Source organism: Pseudomonas sp. PDM24 (genome assembly GCF_019218905.1).
Classification (GTDB): domain Bacteria; phylum Pseudomonadota; class Gammaproteobacteria; order Pseudomonadales; family Pseudomonadaceae; genus Aquipseudomonas.
The window spans coordinates 631559-648775 of sequence record NZ_JAHUWR010000003.1; the positions used below are offsets into that span (position 1 = coordinate 631559).

Here is a 17217-nt window from a genome sequence, read left to right on the forward strand (position 1 = left end):
CTGCCGAAGGCTGCGTTCGGTTGTAGCAGCTGCCGAGCCTGCGAGGCTGCGTTCGGCTGCGAAGCAGTCGTGAATCCGGCTGATGCGGTTTGCCCTATTGCATCGCGAGCTCAGGTTTGACGACTGCTTCGCAGCCGAACGCAGGCTTCGCCAGCTGCTACAAAGAGTGTGTCGCGGCGGAATTGGATTTCAGTTACAGCCATTGACCCGAGCGCTCAAACCCGCCGACCACACGCTGTCCTGATCACTGCAAAGGAATAGCCTGATGCTTTTGTTGGTTGTCACTATCGCCGTCTTCGTGGCCTGGAGCTGGTTGAGCTATCCGGCCATCGGTTACTGGCTCTATGACTTGAACATGGCGCTGGAGGCCCGGCTGTACCGGTTGCACAAGATCGTCGTGCCAATCCCCGAAATGACCGTTTCGACCTGGCAAGGCGGGCCTTACGAAGCCGCCAGCAGTGTGCTGATGTTGCACGGCTACAGCGCCGACAAGAACATCTGGCTGCGCTTCGCCCGGCATTTTGTCGACGACTACCGGGTGATTATTCCTGACCTCGCGGGGCACGGCGAAACCGGCTTCAAGGCCGGCGGTGGCTATGACATTCCGGTCCAGGCCAAACGGTTGATCCAGTTGCTCGATATCTGTGGGGTCGAAAAGGTACACGTGATCGGCAACTCCATGGGCGGCTACATCGCGGCGTGGCTGGCGGCCAATTACCCGGAGCGCATTATCTCGCTGGCGCTGCTCGACCCGGCCGGGGTCACCGCCCCGGAGCCCAGCGATATGGAGCGACACCTGGCTCGCGGGCATAACCCGTTTTTGATTCATTCCCGTGAAGAGTTCCAGCATTTTTATGCCATGACCATGGTTTCGCCGCCATGGGTGCCGGGGATCGTGCTGGACGCCGTCGCCCAGCGTTATGAACAGCAGCGCGACGAGCTGGAAGAAATCTTCAGGGACTTCCACGCCAGCCCGCCCATGGAGCCAAAACTGCCCGACATCAAATGCCCGGCGCTGCTTCTGTGGGGGCGCAAGGACCGCTTGATCGACGTCAGCAGCGTACCGGTCTGGAGCAAGGGCATCGCCGATTTGCAGGTGGAGATCTGGGACGGTGTCGGCCATATGCCGATGGTTGAGCAACCGGCCAAGACAGCGCGGCTGTATCGGGAGTTTTTGGGAAGGAAAACCTGATGAGATCCCTTGTGACAAAGGGGGCAAGCCCCTTTGCTCTGGGTGGTGAACGATGAACATTCTTTACGACGAACGCATCGACGGTGTTCTGCCCAATGTCGACAAGGCCGCGCTACTCAAGGCCTTGCAGCAGGAGGTGCCGGACCTGGACATTCTCTGGCGCGAAGAAGAACTCAAACCCTACGAATGCGACGGCCTCTCGGCCTATCGCACCACGCCGATGCTGGTCGCCCTGCCCCGACAGCTGGAACAGGTACAAGCGCTGCTCCGGCTCTGTCATGCCCGCAACGTGCCGGTGGTGGCGCGCGGAGCCGGCACCGGGTTGTCCGGCGGTGCGCTGCCGTTGGACAAAGGCGTGCTGCTGGTGATGGTGCGGTTCAACAACATCCTGCACATCGACCCCGCCGCCCGTACCGCACGGGTCCAGCCGGGAGTGCGTAACCTGGCGATATCCCAGGCAGCGGCGCCCTTCGGCTTGTATTACGCGCCGGACCCGTCCTCGCAAATCGCCTGCTCCATCGGCGGCAACGTCGCAGAAAACGCCGGCGGCGTGCATTGCCTCAAATACGGCCTGACCGTACACAATCTGCTGAAACTCGAAGTGCTTACCCTTGAAGGCGAACACCTGACCCTCGGTGCCGATTCGCTGGACGCGCCGGGTTTCGACTTGCTGGCCCTGTTCACCGGCTCCGAAGGCTTGCTGGGGATCATCACCGAAGTCACGGTCAAACTGCTGCCCAAACCCCAGGTCGCCAAAGTCCTGCTGGCCAGTTTCGATTCCGTGGAAAAGGCCGGCCGCGCGGTGGCCGAGATCATCGCGGCCGGGATCATCCCGGGAGGCCTGGAGATGATGGACAACCTGGCGATCCGTGCCGCCGAGGATTTCATCCACGCCGGTTATCCAGTGGACGCCGAAGCGATCCTGCTCTGCGAACTGGACGGCGTCGAAGCGGATGTCCATGACGATTGCGAGCGGGTCCGCGAGGTGCTGCAACAGGCCGGTGCCAGCGACGTGCGCCAGGCTCGGGACGAAGCCGAACGTGTGCGGTTCTGGGCCGGACGCAAAAACGCCTTCCCGGCGATCGGCCGTCTCTCGCCGGATTACTACTGTATGGACGGCACCATCCCCCGCCGCGAATTGCCCGGTGTACTCAAGGGCATCGCCAGCCTGGCGCAAGAGTACGGCCTGCGCGTGGCCAACGTTTTCCACGCCGGTGACGGCAATATGCACCCGCTGATCCTGTTCGACGCCAACCAACCCGGCGAGCTGGAGCGGGCCGAAGCCCTCGGCGGCAAGATCCTCGAACTCTGCGTCAAAGTCGGCGGCAGCATCACCGGCGAGCATGGCGTCGGCCGGGAGAAAATCAATCAGATGTGCGCGCAGTTCAACAGTGATGAGCTGACCCTGTTTCACGCCGTGAAAGCCGCGTTCGACCCAAAGGGCCTGCTCAATCCCGGCAAGAACATCCCGACCCTGCACCGCTGCGCGGAATTCGGCGCGATGCACATCCACGCCGGGCAACTGCCGTTCCCTGAGCTGGAGCGTTTCTGATGCCGGACTTCGATGCCAGTGAAACCCTGCTGGAGCAGGTCAAACAGGCGCAGGAGAACGCCACGCCGCTGCGCATTCAGGGCGGTAACACCAAGGCGTTTCTCGGCCGTGAAGTGGCCGGAGAAATACTCGACACCCGCGCCCATCGCGGCATCGTCAGTTACGACCCGACGGAGCTGGTGATCAGCGTTCGCGCCGGCACGCCGCTCAGCGAACTGTTTGCCGCACTGGATGCAGCGGGGCAAATGCTGCCCTGCGAGCCACCGTCGTTCGGTGAAGGCGCCACCGTCGGCGGGATGATCGCGGCAGGGCTGTCCGGGCCGCGACGCCCGTGGTCCGGTTCGGTGCGGGATTTTGTCCTCGGTACCCGAGTGATCAGCGGCCTCGGCACCCACCTGCGCTTCGGCGGCGAAGTGATGAAAAACGTCGCCGGCTACGACCTCTCGCGCCTGATGGTGGGCAGTTATGGCTGCCTCGGGGTACTGACCGAAGTCTCGCTCAAAGTGCTGCCCAAACCCCGGCAATGCTTGAGCATCAGCCTGGACATCGACTGCGCCCGCGCCTTGGCCAATCTGGCGCAATGGGGCCAGCAGCCACTGCCCATCAGCGCCGCCTGCCATGACGGTCAGCGTCTGTATTTGCGGCTCGAAGGGGGCGAAGGTTCGGTGACGGCCGCCCATCAACGACTCGGCGGCGAACCCTTGGACTCCGGTTATTGGGCTGACCTGAACGAACAACGACTAGACTTTTTCAATGAGGGCCTGCCGCTGTGGCGCTTGTCATTGCCCAACAACCTCGGGCCTCTGGACTTGCCCGGCGAGCAACTGATCGACTGGGGCGGCGCGCAACGCTGGTTGAAATCCACCGCCGAGAACATTCAAGCGCGGGCCCTTGAACTCGGCGGCCACGCCACCTGTTTCAGCCATGGCGTCAGCGAGACGCCATTCCAGCCGCTGGCCCCGGCGCTGCTGCGCTATCACCGGCAACTCAAGGCGCAACTGGACCCGCAAGGGCTGTTCAACCCTGGGCGGATGTACGCGGACCTTTAGCATGCAAACCAACCTCAGCGAACAGTCAAAACTACTGCCCCGCGCCGAAGAAGCGGACAAGATTCTGCGCACCTGCGTGCATTGCGGGTTCTGCAACGCGACGTGCCCGACGTATCAACTGCTGGGCGACGAACTGGACGGGCCGCGCGGGCGCATTTACCTGATCAAGCAAGTCCTCGAAGGCGCCCCCGCCACGGCCAAAGCCCAATTGCACCTGGATCGCTGCCTGACCTGCCGCAACTGCGAAACCACCTGCCCGTCCGGGGTGGATTATCACAACCTGCTGGACATCGGCCGCGCCGTGATCGATCAAGCGGTGCCGCGCCCGGCCAGTCAGCGGCTGTTGCGCCAGGGGTTGCGGGCGCTGGCGCCGAATCCGAATCTGTTCAAGACTTTGCTGCAAATCGGCGCCACATTCAGGCCATTGCTGCCACGGGGCATCGAGGCAAAATTGCCCCACGACCTCCTCTCCGCAGGCGAGCGCCCTGCCCCTCGGCATGCTCGCCGGGTGCTGATGCTCGAGGGTTGCGTGCAGCCCGGTCTGTCGCCGAACACCAATGCCGCGACGGCGCGGGTACTGGATCGGCTGGGGATCAGCGTGATCCCGGTGCCCGAAGCTGGGTGCTGCGGTGCGCTGGACTATCACCTCGACGCCCAAGCCATGGGCCTGGACCGCGCCCGACGCAACATCGACGCCTGGTGGCCGCACCTGGAAAACGGCGCCGAAGCCATCGTGCAAACCGCCAGCGGCTGCGGCGCATTCATCAAGGATTACGGGCATCTGCTGGAACGCGACCCGGTCTATGCGGCCAAAGCCCAGCGGGTCAGCGAACTGGCCCTGGACCTGGTGCAAGTGCTGGCCGATGAACCATTGGAACGGGTCTGCGCTGCTACTGACCAGCGGATCGCCTTCCACTGCCCTTGTACCTTGCAGCACGCCCAAAAACTCGGCGGTGCGGTAGAAGCCGTGCTGACGCGGTTGGGCTTCAATCTCACGGCGGTGCCCGATAGTCATTTGTGTTGCGGCTCGGCGGGTACCTATTCGATTACCCAACCCGTACTGGCCCGGCAACTGCGCGACAACAAGCTCAACACTCTGGAAAGCGGCCACCCTGAAGTCATCGCCACCGCCAACATCGGCTGTCAGAGCCACCTCAACAGCGCCGGACGTACGCCGGTCAGGCACTGGATCGAATTGGTGGACCAAGTGCTGCGTTAACCGAATAGCCTGAGTCGCAAGAACAGTCCTTGGCAGAATGAAGTTCGTCAGAAACTTCGTTTGTCGGCGCCGCCGAAGACTGCGATCTTTTCCCACATCCATCACACCGCGCCAGGAATTTTTTTCATGAGCCACCCGAACTTCGTCAGCCCTGACCTGATCCGCCAACGCTTCTCCAAAGCGATGTCCGACATGTACCGCGAAGAAGTGCCGCTGTATGGCGCGCTGATGACGTTGGTGGAACAGACCAACCGCCACGTGCTGGACAGCGACCCGCAGATCGCCCGACAGCTACACAGCACCGGCGAAATCCAGCGCCTGGACCTGGAACGCCACGGCGCGATCCGGGTCGGCACTGCCGCTGAACTGGCGACCCTCGCCCGCCTGTTCGCCGTGATGGGCATGCAGCCAGTGGGCTATTACGACCTGACCCCGGCCGGCGTGCCGGTGCATTCCACCGCGTTCCGCGCTGTGCATGAAGCAGCGTTGCAGATCAGCCCATTCCGGGTGTTCACCTCGCTGCTGCGCCTGGAACTGATCGAAGATGCCGAACTGCGGGCCTTTGCCCAGTCGGTGCTGGATAAGCGCTCGATCTTCACCCCGGCGGCACTGACCCTCATCGAGCGCGCTGAAACCCAGGGCGGCCTGAGCGAAGACGAGGCGCAGGATTTCGTCGCACAAGCCCTGGAAACCTTCCGCTGGCACCACAGCGCCACCGTCACCGCCGAGCAGTACCAGCAACTCAGCGCCCAGCATCGACTGATCGCCGACGTGGTGGCGTTCAAAGGCCCGCACATCAACCACCTGACCCCACGCACCCTGGACATCGACATTGTGCAGGCGCAAATGCCCGCCCATGGCATCACCCCCAAAGCGGTGATCGAAGGCCCGCCCCGCCGCCAATGCCCGATCCTGCTGCGCCAAACCAGTTTCAAGGCGCTGGACGAGCCTGTCACCTTCACCGATCAAACCCAAACCCGCGGCAGTCATAGCGCCCGTTTCGGTGAAATCGAGCAACGCGGCGCGGCGCTCACCCCCAGAGGCCGGGCGCTTTACGACCGCTTGCTCAACGCTGCCCGGGATGAACTCAAGGATTTCCCCAACGAAGCCAACGCCGCACGCTACAACGCGCTAATGACGCAGCACTTTGGCGAATTCCCTGACACCGTCGAGGATATGCGCCGACAGGAACTGGCGTATTTCCGTTACTTCGTGACAGAAAAAGGCTTGGCCGCGGATGAACTGAAAGGCGTGTCACTGGAGGATTTGCTCCGCGACGGCTATGTGCGGGTTGAACCGCTGGTGTATGAAGACTTTTTGCCGGTCAGCGCGGCGGGGATTTTTCAGTCGAACCTTGGGGATGCGGCGCAAACCCACTATGGCGTGCATTCGAACCAGCAAGCGTTCGAAAAGGCCTTGGGACGGCCGACGATTGATGAGCTGGGGCTGTATGCCGAGACGCAGCGGCGGTCGATTGAAGAGTGTTGCAAGACATTGGGATTGCCGAGTCTGACTTGACTAGTCAAACACACCTTGTGGCGAGGGAGCTTGCTCCCGCTTGAGTGCGTAGCACTCACAAAATCTCCGCTTGTACGCAGAGTTTTGGGGCCGCTGCGCAGCCCAGCGCGAGCAAGCTCGCTCGCCACATAAAAAGTGTCGACCCGCAGGCTTCATCGCTTAACCCAGCTTCGCCAACAACGCCTTGGCGGTCGCTTCAGAAGACGCCGGGTTCTGACCGGTCAGCAACAGACCATCCGCTATCACGTAACTCGCCCAGTCATCGGCCTTGGAGTAAAGGCCACCGTTGGCCTTGAGCATATCCTCCACCAAAAACGGCACGACATCCGTCAGCTGCACAGCGGCTTCTTCGGAGTTGGTGAAGCCTGTCACTCGCTTGCCTTTGACCAATGGCTGGCCGTCCGCATCCTTGACGTGGCGCAATACCCCCGGCGCATGACAGACCGCCGCCACCGGTTTGCCCGCCTTGTAAAACGACTCGATCAGCGCAATTGAAAAGGAGTCTTCAGCCAGATCCCATAACGGTCCATGCCCGCCTGGATAGAAAACAGCGTCGTAATCTTCGGCCCTCACGGTACTCAGCAACCCGGTAGACGCTAATGCAGACTGGGCAGCGGAATCCTTGCGAAAGCGATCGGTGGCCGCGGTCTGCGCGTCTGGCTCATCACTTTTGGGGTCCAGCGGTGGCTGGCCACCCTTGGGTGAGACCAGGGTCAGCTGCGCGCCAGCGTCCTTGAAGGTGTAATACGGTGCGGCGAACTCTTCGAGCCAGAAGCCGGTTTTCTTACCGGTGTTACCCAATTGATCGTGGGACGTTAAAACCATCAGGATTTTCATGTCGTTCTCCAGTCGATGTCCGGGTTATTCAATGATCTCGGCGCTGGGTTTGACCATCGGACAGCGCTGTTCGTTGCGCCCATTGTCGGGGGTGACGGCTCATGGCCTTGATGCGCAAGAAGTTGCGCAACTGTGTCAGTGAAAAGTCCTCGAGCGAGGCTGGACGTCAGATTTATCAAGCCCTCCAGCCGAGTGCGCAAGAAGTTGCGCAGTGGTGCGCAACTTCTTGCGCACTTTTTCAGCTGATCCTTGCCAAAAACCTCTCAAGCGTTGGAAAAACCACCTCAACCACCTGATTTATATAGTATTAATCATTTCTGGCACGCTCCTTGATAACAGTCAGGCACCCACCGGGCGATACCGCCTCCCGGGCACCCTAACTTTTAGCAAGGAGCACATCCATGGCTACACCAGCGTACATGTCCGTTACTGGCGAGAAACAAGGCCTGATCACTGCCGGCGCATTCACCGCCGACTCCGTTGGCAACACCTACCAGGAAGGTCACGAAGACCAGGTCATGGTTCAGGCTTTCAGCCACGACGTGATCATCCCGCGTGACCCACAGTCCGGCCAACCGACCGGTCAGCGTGTACACAAGCCAGTCGTGATCACCAAGGTCTACGACAAGTCTTCGCCACTGCTGCAAGCGGCCCTGACCTCCGGCGAGCGCATGAGCGAAATCGTTATCCAGTGGTACCGCACTTCGGCTCAAGGTACCCAAGAGCACTACTACACCACCAAACTGGAAGACGCGATCATCGTCGCCATCAACAACAAAATGCACAACTGCCAGGACCCGTCGAACTCGCACTTCACGCACCTGGAAGAAGTGCAATTCACCTACCGCAAAATCACCTGGACCCACGAAGTATCCGGTACTTCGGGTTCCGATGACTGGCGTGTTCCAGTCGCTTAATCGCGGCTGACGGTTCCAAACATCGGCCAGCTCTGCTGGTCGATGTCATTTGCGCCTTCCAGGAATTTTCGCGTCCGCAAGCGCCCGTTTGGGTGTCGGCGTGCGCCGTAGCACTGCACGAGGAACAAGGGATGTTCGCGCCGGCCAATCAGACTCACTTTGCCCTGACTGTCGAAGGTCTGGAAAACGATCTCCAGGTCCTTGCCCTGCAAGGTCGGGAAGCCATCAGCCAGCCTTTTGTGTTTGAGGTGGAGCTGGTCAGTGAACAGCCGTCCCTGGACCTCGAAACGCTATTGCACAAACCGGCCTTTTTGCAGCTCTCGCCTGACGGCAGCGGCATCCATGGCCAGATCTACCGCGCCGCCCAAGGCGATTCGGGCAAACGCCTGACCCGCTACGCCGTGACCCTGCGTCCGCAGCTGTCTTACCTGGCGCACCGCATCAACCAACGCATCTTCCAGAACCTCAGCGTGCCGAAAATCGTTGGCATGGTCCTCGAAGAGCACGGCATCCAGAGCAACGCCTACCAATTCAAAGTCGGGGCGATTTATCCCGAGCGCATTTACTGCGTTCAGTACGATGAATCGGACCTGCAGTTCATCCAGCGCCTGTGCGAGGAAGAAGGTATTCATTACCACTTCCAGCACAGCGCCACGGCCCACAAACTGGTGTTCGGCGATGACCAGACGGTGTTCCCGAAACTCGCGCCCGTGGCCTATCAACAAGACTCCGGCATGGTCGCCAACGACCCGGTGATCAAGCGCTTCGACCTGCGCCTGGAAACCCGCACCAGCCGCACCACCCGCCGCGACTACGACTTCGAAAAGCCACGCCTGACCCTGGAAAGCGAACACCGTGGCGACGCCCTGCCCGACCTCGAAGACTACGACTACCCCGGCCGCTTCATCGACCGCGAACGCGGTAAACACCTGGCCAAACGCGCCCTCGAGCGTCACCGCAGCGACTTCCAGCTCGTCGAAGGCAAAAGCGATCAGCCGTTGCTGGTCAGCGGCCACTTCCTGGCCCTGACCCAACACCCCAAGGCCAAGTGGAACGACCTGTGGCTGCTGACCGAAATCCTCCACGAAGGCAAACAGCCGCAAGTGCTGGAAGAGTCGGTCACCAGCAGTACGACTAACCTCAAGGACGATTTCCACCAGGGCTACCGCAACCGCTTCCAGGCCACCCCCTGGGACGTGCCGAACCGCCCACCGCTGAACCACCCCAAACCACGGATCCTCGGCAGCCAGAGCGCCGTGGTCACCGGGCCCAAAGGTGAAGAGATCCACTGCGACCAGTACGGCCGCGTCAAAGTGCAATTCCATTGGGACCGCGAAGGCCAGGCCGACGACAAAACCAGCTGCTGGCTGCGCGTCTCCTCCGCCTGGGCCGGCGCCCATTACGGCGGCATCGCCATCCCGCGGATCGGCATGGAAGTGCTGGTCAGCTTCCTTGAAGGCGACCCCGACCAACCGCTGATCAGCGGCTGCCTGTACCACAAGGAAAACGTCGTCCCGTACGCCCTGCCAGCGAACAAAACCCGCAGTACCTTCAAAACCCTGAGCTCTCCGGGTGGCGGCGGTTACAACGAACTGCGCATCGAAGACAAGAAAGGCCAGGAACAAATCTTCCTGCACGCCCAGCGCGACTGGGACGAAAACGTCGAGCACGACCAGAAAATCCGCGTCGGCAACGAACGCCACGACACCGTGGAAAAAAACAGCTACAGCGAATTCAAGGCCGAAGAACACCACACCGTCCACAAAGACCGCAAAGTCGAAACCCGCGCCAACGACCACCTGACCGTGGGCGTGAACCAGCACATCAAGGTCGGCACCGGCCAGTTCATCGAAGCCGGCCAGGAAATCCACCTGAGCAGCGGCATGAAAGTCGTGCTCGAAGCTGGCAGCGAACTCACCCTCAAGGGCGGGGGCAGCTTCATCAAGATCGACGCCAGCGGCGTAACGCTGAGCGGGCCGGTGATCAACATGAACTCTGGAGGTGGGCCGGGAAGTGGGACGGGGGCTGCGCCGTTGTTGCCGGGGGTGTTGAAGCAGGCGGATGCGGATAAGGCTGGTGCGGTTCTGAGCCCGGCGCAGATCAATACGCTGAAACGTAATGCGCCGTTCTGTGAAGAGTGCGAGAAGTGCAAGGCAGGTGCCTGTGCGATCTGATCTGATGACTCCGCAGGCTTGGCTCGCAGGACGGCCGTTGCAAACGGGCGAACGTTTGTACCTGATCGTCAGCGCCGCCAGCGATGCCGAAGCGCTCAAGACGCTTTACCTAAATGAACCCACAACCCAGGCGACTCCGATCTGGGGCGGTACACCCTACGCGGCCTGGCAGCCGGTGATGCCCTACCTCACCGAGTTGAAACCCAACTCAAGCTTCCTGTCATGGATTGCCGAAACGGATGCCCTCAATTGGGGGTGGCTGGCCGTTTCCCGCAGCGAACCGAACGTGGTGTTCGAACACCTGCGTAGTCTCACTCAAGTTCGGATGCCGGACGGGACTGAAGTGTTTTTCCGGTTCTGGGATGGACGGCATATCTACCCGATTCTGGAAGGCCTCGGCGATGCCGCCGGTGAGGTGCTGCCGGTGTTTGATCGGTATCTGATTAATGGCAAAAGCCTGGAGGTGGGGCCGAGGGTGGTGCCACCGGCGAAAGATTGGCCTTGGTGGGAGGTGCCGAAGGCGTTGCTTGATGGCCTGACCAAGCAAAACCCATCGACCGTAGTCGGCAACATGATGCAGTGGTTGAAGGAGGATCACGCCGACCTGTACTTCTCGTTCCCCGAATCCAACCTGCGAACAAAAGTGGCGCGCTTCGTAAAACGCACGCCGCTCACGGAAGAAAACTTCACCGGGCTGTTGAAGGCCCATCTGGAAAATGAGGTGGCTGTATGAGCATTTTGATGGGTGAGATCGTAGGCAACCTCACGGCAAAACAACCAGATGCTCAGGCCATCATCAGTGACTTCAAAAAGTGCCTGAAGGATTACCGTGAGCATGCCGAGGCCTGGTACGGCGGAGTCCTGGACGCGGAACAGCAATTCAAGGTCGGTGATGAGGTCCACACTCAGGACAAGGACAGCAAAAAGGAAAACACCCTTTATGCCAACTGCCCGGCAAACGGCAAACTCACGCTTGTACATAGCTTCGAGTCTGCGCGATTTGTTCCGATCGGCAATACGCCGGTCCGTCTGGTGCCTGTGGTGGATGGCCGGTTCATTGGCAAGAACGAAGCCGGACCGGAGATCAACAAGACAATCGACTCGACCGGGATTCTGGAAGTCACCGGCCTCACGCCCAATCAGCAATACAAAATCACGTTCTTCCCGAACCCTACACGCGCGCAGATCGACAGCCTATTCAACTCCTATCAGGGCGTGATCGGCGATTTGAGCGGTTGGTTGCAGACTGAATGGAGCACCAGTTTCCTACCGCTTTGGCAGGCACATACCGATGCCTCGATGGGTGGCCGTGCCCTGCAGGAACTGGAGGCCGCATGGGAAGGCTTTCTGAAAGCGATCATGGGTCTGTGGGGCGATATCAAAAGCCTCTACAACCTGGTTGCGCATCCTCGTGAGAACTACGAGAAGCTGAAAAACTTCTTCACCGAAGAGCAAATCAAGAAGATTTATGACGCCTCCGCTGAGGCCATTCACACCGCCCTGTTGATCGCCAGCGATGAACCACTAATGTGGATCTACGTTGCCGCCATCATGGCCTGGGTGAAGATGCTGCCACCGCAGACATGCACAGAAGTGCTGGCGCAAATGAGCACAGAATTCTTGCTGAACATTCTGGTCGGTGTGGTCCTGACCGGTGGTCTCGGCCTGGCCGTGCGCATTGGCACGAAGGTAGTAAAAGCCACGCAAAACAGCGGCAAAGTTGTGAAACTGATTGAAGATTTTACCGGCATGCTGATGAAAGTCAGCAAAACAAGCGCCACACCGCATACCGAGGCTGCTCGGCCTTTATTGCTTAATGGCAATTCGGCATTCAACCCGGCGCGTAAAGCCAACGTTGAGATCGCCCCGCCCAAACCCGCCGAAACAGCAATGGCGCCGAAGAAAAAGCCACCTGTCGCCGGTGGAAAAGTGAAAACGGATGCGCAGATCCAGGCGCGCGGCAAGACGCAAAGCACGACCCGCCTCGAGCAGAAAGAGCCGGTCGATAACGCTCCCGATCAATCGAAAAATCCGGCCGGTAAACCCGCCGAGTGTGCCAATAACACATGCACCAACGGCGAACCGGTGTCTATGGTGACCGGCGAGGAGTTGCTGACCCTCACTGATGGCGAACTGGGTGGTTTGTTGCCTCTGGAATGGACGCGCCTGTACCGCAGCAGTGCGATCGAAATCGACAGCCGTCTCGGTCATGGCTGGAGTCATTCCCTGTCTCACCGTTTGCAACTGGACGATGAAGGCGTGCTGTGGACGGACAACGAAAACCGTCAAACCCGCTTCCCGGTGCCAACGGAACAACGCCCGGCCATCACCAACAGCCTTGCCCAAGCCGCGATTTACTTGGGCAAGGCACCTGGCGAACTAATCCTCACCCAAGCCGGGCCAAAGGCACGCTTCTACCATTTCCATGCCGGGCGTCTGATCACCATCAGCGATGCCTATGACAACCGGATACACATCAGCTATGACCTGGTCGGCCGCATTCAGCGCATCGACAACGGCGCAGGCCGTGCCTTGCTCTTGCGCTACGACGATCGCCATATTGCGGCGGTGGATCATCAGCAACAACGTTCCGAGTACAACGATCGCGGTGAGCGCCAGGATCCATGGCTAACCATTCAGACCTTGGTCTCCTACCGCTACAACACGCGTAATCAGCTCGTATCCTCGACCAATGCAGCAGGTGAAACCGAGTATTACCGCTACAACGATCAGCATGTCATTCTGGAACGGCAACTGGCCGGGGGCGCCAGCTTCTTCTGGGAATGGGAGCGCGAAGGCAAACTCTCCCGTTGCGTCCGCCACTGGGCCAGCTACTCGCAACTGGAAGCCCGTTACGAGTGGGATGACAAAGGTTCGGTGACTGTTTACAACGCCGACGGCAGTGAACAAGTCTATGTGCATGACGAAAATGCGCGTTTGATCAGCGAGACCGCTCCCGATGGTGGGAAAACGCAGAAAGCCTATGACGATCAGGGACGTCTGGTCGCAGTAAAAGACCCGATGGGCGCCATCACCGAGTATCAGTACAGCGATGCCGGGCGCTTGATGGCCGTAATCTCGCCAGAAGACGAACCGACCCGTTACAACTACTTCAATGGTCAACTCATTGATGTCCAGCGAGGTAAAGCCCGCTGGAAGTACGAGCGCAACCGCCAGGGCGATATCACCCAACAAACCGATCCCCACGGCAACGAAACTCACTACAACTACGACCGTCAGGGTCGCCTGCTGGAGATTCGTCACCCCGATGGCAGTCGTCATCAACTGGGTTGGAACAATCTCGGTCAACTGTTGGAAGAACGCCTGCCCGGCGGCGGACAACGCAAGTACCGTTACGACGCGCTAGGTAGGCAAATCACACGTCAGGATGAAACCGGTGCCATCATCCACTATCAATGGGACGCCGTTGATCGCCTGACACAAATCACCCTCCCCGGCGGCGCCACCCGTGCCTTCACCTATAACCCGTATGGTCGCGTCACCGCCGAACGGGATGAACTCGGGCGCATCACCCGCTACGAATACGCAGACAACCTGCACCTCGTGAGCCGCCGCATCAACCCCGACGGCAGTCAGCTTCGCTACCGGTACGACAACTCGCGCCTGCTGCTCACCGAGATCGAAAACGAACGTGGCGAGCACTACCACCTCGACTATTACCCGAACGGCCTGATCCAGCAGGAAACCGGTTTCGACGGTCGCCGTACCGCTTACGAATACGATCTCAATGGCCAACTGCTGAAGAAAACCGAATTCGGCGACGACGGCAGCGAGCTGATCACCGGATACCAGCGCGACGCTGCTGGCCGTCTGCTGGTGAAAACCCTGGCTGACGGTGAAGAAATTCACTACAGCTATGACGCCCTCGGACGCCTTGTCAACGTCGACGACAGCCACTGGCCCCTCGCCTACGAATACGATCTGCAAGATCGCCTGATCACCGAACACCAGGGCTGGGGCACTCTGCGCTACGAATACGACAGCGTCGGCCAACTGAAACACTGCCGCCTGCCGGACGGCAGCAAGCTCGATTACCGCCACCAGCCTGGCGGCCAGCTGAGCAGCATCGACCTCAACGGCTCGCGCCTGACCAGCCACCAGTTCAACGCTGGCCGCGAACAACAGCGCCAACAAGGGCTGCTGCTCAGCCAATACCAGTACGACGAACAGGGTCGGTTGCAAGCACACAGCGTCAGCCAGCGCGAAAAGAATCTGTTCCAGCGCCGCTACACCTACGACGCCAATGGCAACCTCGCCGGCATCGACGACAGCCGCAAAGGCCACCGCAGCTATCACTATGATCCGCTTGACCGCCTGATCAACGTACGCGGCGCTACGCCTGAAAGCTTCGCCCACGACCCGGCGGGCAACCTCCTCGGCCAAAACAACGAGCCGACCGCGAACCTCGCCAACGTCAAGGGCAACCGCCTGCTGATGCAGGGCGACCGTCATTACGACTACGACGCCTACGGCAACCTGATCCGCGAACGCCGCGGCGCCGGGCAGAAACTGGTTACCGAGTACCGTTACGACTGCCAACATCGCCTGATCGGCGTCAGCCTGCCGGGTGGCAGCGTCGCATCCTACAAATACGACGCCTTCGGCCGACGCATCGAAAAGACCGTCGATGGCCACACCACCGAATTCCTCTGGCAAGGCGAACGCCTCATCGCCGAGAGCGGCGACAATCGCTATCGCAGCTACATCTACGAACCCGGCAGCTTCCGCCCGCTGGCGATGCTCGACGGCGAAGGCCCGCTGAAGGCCGCGCCGTTTTACTACCAACTCGACCACCTCGGCACCCCGCAGGAACTCACCGATTACAGCGGCGAAATCATGTGGTCGGCCAAGTACCGCGCCTATGGCAACCTCGCTGCGCTGGACGTCGCCGAAATCAACAACCCGCTGCGCTTTCAGGGCCAGTATTTCGATGCCGAGACAGGGTTACATTACAATCGGCATCGCTACTACAATCCGGGTACTGGACGGTTTCTGACGCCGGATCCGATCAAGCTTGCGGGAGGACTAAACAGCTACCAATATGTCCCTAACCCAACAGGATGGGTCGATCCGCTAGGCCTAAGTAGCAATAGTTGCCCAAAGAAAGTAGATACGAGTGACTACCAATCTCGGAAGGATTTAAGATCCGACGTTTACAACGCTCAAAGACCTGGCGATTTCCATAAAACTAAGCACTTGAACGCTCGCTCAGCTGACCAAGCTAGAGAGCTAAGCTTAGGAAATGGATCCCGAGGTGGCCAACCTGAAGCTTCTTACCTTCCGGACATTGCAAACAATGTCAAAGGGTTCGAAAAACAAGCAGCATATGGGGCAATCAAGGAGGGTAATGTATTCGACCATGGAGGGACTCGCTTCATGTTTTACAAAGCAGACAAACCTGTTGGATATAACGAAGGACAACTCACACACTGGGTAAGAATCGAATTAACTAATGGCGGCAATAAACCCGTTATCCATAGCTTCCCAGCTTCCCCCCAGCAAGTTAAAAAACACATGGGAAAAGTCAAATGAAAAAGAAACTAGAGTTCGAGCTGCAGCCTATTAGAGTGCCCAGTGGCTGGACCATTACCATAAACAATCTTTTTGAAGTAGACCTAAAACCAGAAACAGCACATTGGTTCAGCAGCTCTGTATTGTTGGGTGGCGCCCGTAAAGGCACAGGATACTGCTTTGACTCACGAGTCGAACCTGAGGGGGATCCTGACGGTGAGTTCGTCGTTGAGTTTTTAACAATAAAATACGACAAAAAAGGCGAGCCTATCGGCGACTCTGTACAAACCATTGAGATTTTTAAAACAAAAAGCAAACAAGAATACATAAGTAAAATCGAGACATACATGCTCGAAAATTAAGGTAAATAATGGGGTAGGAGAACTAAATTTACTTTCGAACTCATAAGCCTCCCATTTTTCTCAGAAAAGGGGACAGATATATTTCAGCGCTCATAAAAATAAAATCTGTCCCCTTTTTTGCAAGGAAAGTCACCATGGCAAACCACGACCCCAATGATCCTCATGGTGATCGCCCGCACTTACAACTACACCCTGTCAAAGGTGAAGCAATTCGAATCCACTGGCCAAATCCATTTGAAGGTCAAAAATGAGCAATCCAAAAATAATTCCAAGAAAAGTCTGGTGGGGTCTGGAAGCGAAATCGTATACAGAAATCGCGCAAGAACTCCCTACAAACGACGACTCCTTACGCAGATGGATTGCTATATACGCGGTATACCATTTGAATTTTACAAACAGATATCCGGGAGAACTCTATTATAAGTTCTTGGAAGACGCAAAAAATTCAAAATATGTAGCAATAGACTTCACAATACCTAAGTTAATAATTGAAACAAGAGATAGCATTGGAAGCAGTGACACTACCATTGTCAAGTGTCAAACGTTAGAAACCGAAGAAGAGATAAATGACTACCTTCAAGAGAACAACATCGATCCAGAGCTATTCACTCCACCTTGGACATGTGACTATCCGCTAGACTGAAAGGCGAATCGGCAAAAAAAGAAGAGAAAGAAAAGAAAAGAAAAGGGAAAAGAAAGGGGACAAAAGAAAAGGGGACAGATTTATTTTCTATGCATGTCCCGTCCTGAATAAGGTTTACACCTTCTGATCCGTTTTTCAGGAGGACGTAATGAAATCAGCAAAAAGGCGTAGTCAGCGCGACTACACGCTGACCTTTAAATTGTCGGTCGTCGATCAGGTCGA

General features: G+C 58.5%; 12 protein-coding genes. 11 read left to right on the top strand and 1 reads right to left on the bottom strand.

All coding sequences use genetic code 11. The features are described from left to right. Positions 1–265 precede the first annotated feature (265 nt). From KW837_RS14560 to KW837_RS14580, 5 genes are all read left to right on the top strand, one after another. On the top strand, positions 266–1192 hold the full coding sequence (locus KW837_RS14560) for an alpha/beta fold hydrolase (protein WP_123499695.1): 927 nt from the start codon (positions 266–268) through the stop codon (positions 1190–1192). Positions 1193–1244: 52 nt separating this feature from the next. Continuing rightward, the gene (glcD, locus tag KW837_RS14565) at positions 1245–2744 is read left to right on the top strand and encodes a glycolate oxidase subunit GlcD (protein ID WP_218396706.1); all 1500 of its coding nucleotides are present in this window, start codon (positions 1245–1247) and stop codon (positions 2742–2744) included. After that, positions 2744–3793 (top strand): glycolate oxidase subunit GlcE, encoded by a 1050-nt coding sequence (gene glcE, locus KW837_RS14570; RefSeq protein WP_218396708.1) that lies wholly within the window; start codon positions 2744–2746, stop codon positions 3791–3793. The genes glcD and glcE overlap by 1 nt, the downstream gene beginning before the upstream one ends. 1 nt (position 3794) lies before the next feature. Continuing rightward, positions 3795–5012 carry a glycolate oxidase subunit GlcF gene (glcF, locus tag KW837_RS14575; protein ID WP_218396710.1) on the top strand — a complete coding sequence of 406 codons (1218 nt, stop codon included), beginning with the start codon at positions 3795–3797 and terminating at the stop codon, positions 5010–5012. Between the two features lie 126 nt (positions 5013–5138). Further along, complete coding sequence (locus KW837_RS14580) at positions 5139–6530, top strand: VOC family protein (RefSeq protein WP_218396712.1); 1392 nt, start codon at positions 5139–5141, stop codon at positions 6528–6530. Between the two features lie 159 nt (positions 6531–6689). Here KW837_RS14580 and KW837_RS14585 read toward each other — a convergent pair whose 3' ends face one another. Next, positions 6690–7367 (bottom strand): type 1 glutamine amidotransferase domain-containing protein, encoded by a 678-nt coding sequence (locus KW837_RS14585; protein ID WP_218396714.1) that lies wholly within the window; start codon positions 7365–7367, stop codon positions 6690–6692. Between the two features lie 401 nt (positions 7368–7768). Here KW837_RS14585 and KW837_RS14590 point away from each other — a divergent pair, with 401 nt between their 5' ends. The 6 genes from KW837_RS14590 to KW837_RS14615 all read left to right on the top strand — a co-directional run bounded on the left by KW837_RS14590 (position 7769) and on the right by KW837_RS14615 (position 16995). Beyond that, positions 7769–8284, top strand: coding sequence for an Hcp family type VI secretion system effector (locus KW837_RS14590; RefSeq protein ID WP_007900657.1), 516 nt, complete (start codon positions 7769–7771; stop codon positions 8282–8284). Between the two features lie 131 nt (positions 8285–8415). Further along, a complete protein-coding gene (tssI, locus tag KW837_RS14595; RefSeq protein ID WP_218396716.1) occupies positions 8416–10458 on the top strand; it encodes a type VI secretion system tip protein TssI/VgrG in 2043 nt (680 codons plus the stop codon). A 4-nt stretch (positions 10459–10462) separates the two neighbouring features. After that, positions 10463–11191 (top strand): DUF4123 domain-containing protein, encoded by a 729-nt coding sequence (locus tag KW837_RS14600; protein WP_256348771.1) that lies wholly within the window; start codon positions 10463–10465, stop codon positions 11189–11191. Continuing rightward, entirely contained in the window at positions 11188–16011 is a 4824-nt protein-coding gene (locus KW837_RS14605) for an RHS repeat-associated core domain-containing protein (RefSeq protein ID WP_256348772.1), read from the top strand. Before KW837_RS14600 ends, KW837_RS14605 begins: the two co-directional genes overlap by 4 nt. After that, positions 16008–16352, top strand: a complete 345-nt coding sequence (locus KW837_RS14610; RefSeq protein WP_123499714.1) for a hypothetical protein — start codon at positions 16008–16010, stop codon at positions 16350–16352. The genes KW837_RS14605 and KW837_RS14610 overlap by 4 nt, the downstream gene beginning before the upstream one ends. A 247-nt stretch (positions 16353–16599) precedes the next feature. After that, the gene (locus KW837_RS14615) at positions 16600–16995 is read left to right on the top strand and encodes a hypothetical protein (RefSeq protein ID WP_218396722.1); all 396 of its coding nucleotides are present in this window, start codon (positions 16600–16602) and stop codon (positions 16993–16995) included. The last annotated feature ends 222 nt before the right edge of the window (positions 16996–17217 follow it).